The following is a 646-nucleotide window of genomic DNA, read 5'->3' on the forward strand; positions in this document are numbered from 1 at the left end:
TGGTGTCCGCAGTGTCGATCCGGCCGAGCGTGAGGCGCTGAAATTCGCCGGGGTGACGGTCCACGATATGCGCATGATCGACGAGCACGGCATCGCGCCTCTTCTACGGGCTTTTCTCGAGCGCATAGTGGCTGAGGACGGCATGCTTCATGTCAGCCTGGACGTCGATTTCCTCGACCCCTCCATCGCCCCGGCCGTGGGCACGACGGTGCTGGGCGGGGCAACCGTCCGCGAGGCGCACCTGGTGATGGAGATGCTCCACGATTCCGGCCTCGTCACCAGCCTCGATCTGGTCGAGCTCAACCCCTTCCTCGACGAGCGCGGCCGCACCGCGATCTTGATGGTCGACCTCACCGCCAGCCTGATGGGCCGCCGCATCATGGACCGCCCGACAAGGAGCCACTGAACCGTGCCCGAGAAGCTCAACATCGTCCCCTTCGTGAGCGTGGACAATATGATGAAGCTGGTTATCGCGACCGGCGTGGAACGATTCCTGACCGAGCTCGCCGGCTATATCGAGGGAGACTTCCTCCGCTGGGAGTTGTTCGACAGGGCGCCGCGTGTGGCCTCCCATAGCGCGGACGGCGTCATCGAACTGATGCCGACGAGTGACGGCGAAACCTACGGCTTCAAATATGTCAACGGC

General features: G+C 63.6%; 1 protein-coding gene and 1 pseudogene. Both read left to right on the top strand.

Translation table 11 applies throughout. From position 1 onward, the window contains the following. Window positions 1–406 (top strand): arginase family protein (locus EN780_RS36555; protein WP_189557108.1); only part of this gene is annotated, 406 nt, incomplete at its 5' end. A 48-nt stretch (window positions 407–454) separates the two neighbouring features. Next, a pseudogene (locus EN780_RS36560) lies at window positions 455–646 on the top strand (ornithine cyclodeaminase); the annotation flags it as partial.

This window comes from Mesorhizobium sp. M4B.F.Ca.ET.089.01.1.1 (genome assembly GCF_004022605.1).
Taxonomy (GTDB): Bacteria; Pseudomonadota; Alphaproteobacteria; order Rhizobiales; family Rhizobiaceae; genus Mesorhizobium; species Mesorhizobium abyssinicae.